At 65.8% G+C, this 243-nt stretch carries 1 protein-coding gene; it reads left to right on the forward strand.

All coding sequences use genetic code 11. The annotated features are described in order from the left end of the window. Window positions 1-243 (forward strand): aldehyde dehydrogenase family protein (locus AC0L2F_RS35930; RefSeq protein WP_473251546.1); only part of this gene is annotated, 243 nt, incomplete at both ends.

The raw sequence follows: 243 nt of genomic DNA on the forward strand, positions 1-243 counted from the left end.
GCGCCGTTGCCCAGGCGGTGCAACATTGTGGCTTGCCGGACGGTGTGTTCTCGCTGCTCTACGATGCTGGCCATGAAGTGGGTATCGCGCTGGTGACCGACCCACGTGTCAAATCGGTGGGCTTTACCGGTTCGCGCCGTGGCGGTGTGGCGTTGACCCAGGCGGCCCAGGCGCGCCCCGAGCCGATTCCGGTGTACGCGGAAATGAGCTCTACGGGCACCTGGCCAAGGCCAATCGGCAGTG

It is taken from the genome of Bradyrhizobium sp. Ken64 (genome assembly GCF_055807555.1).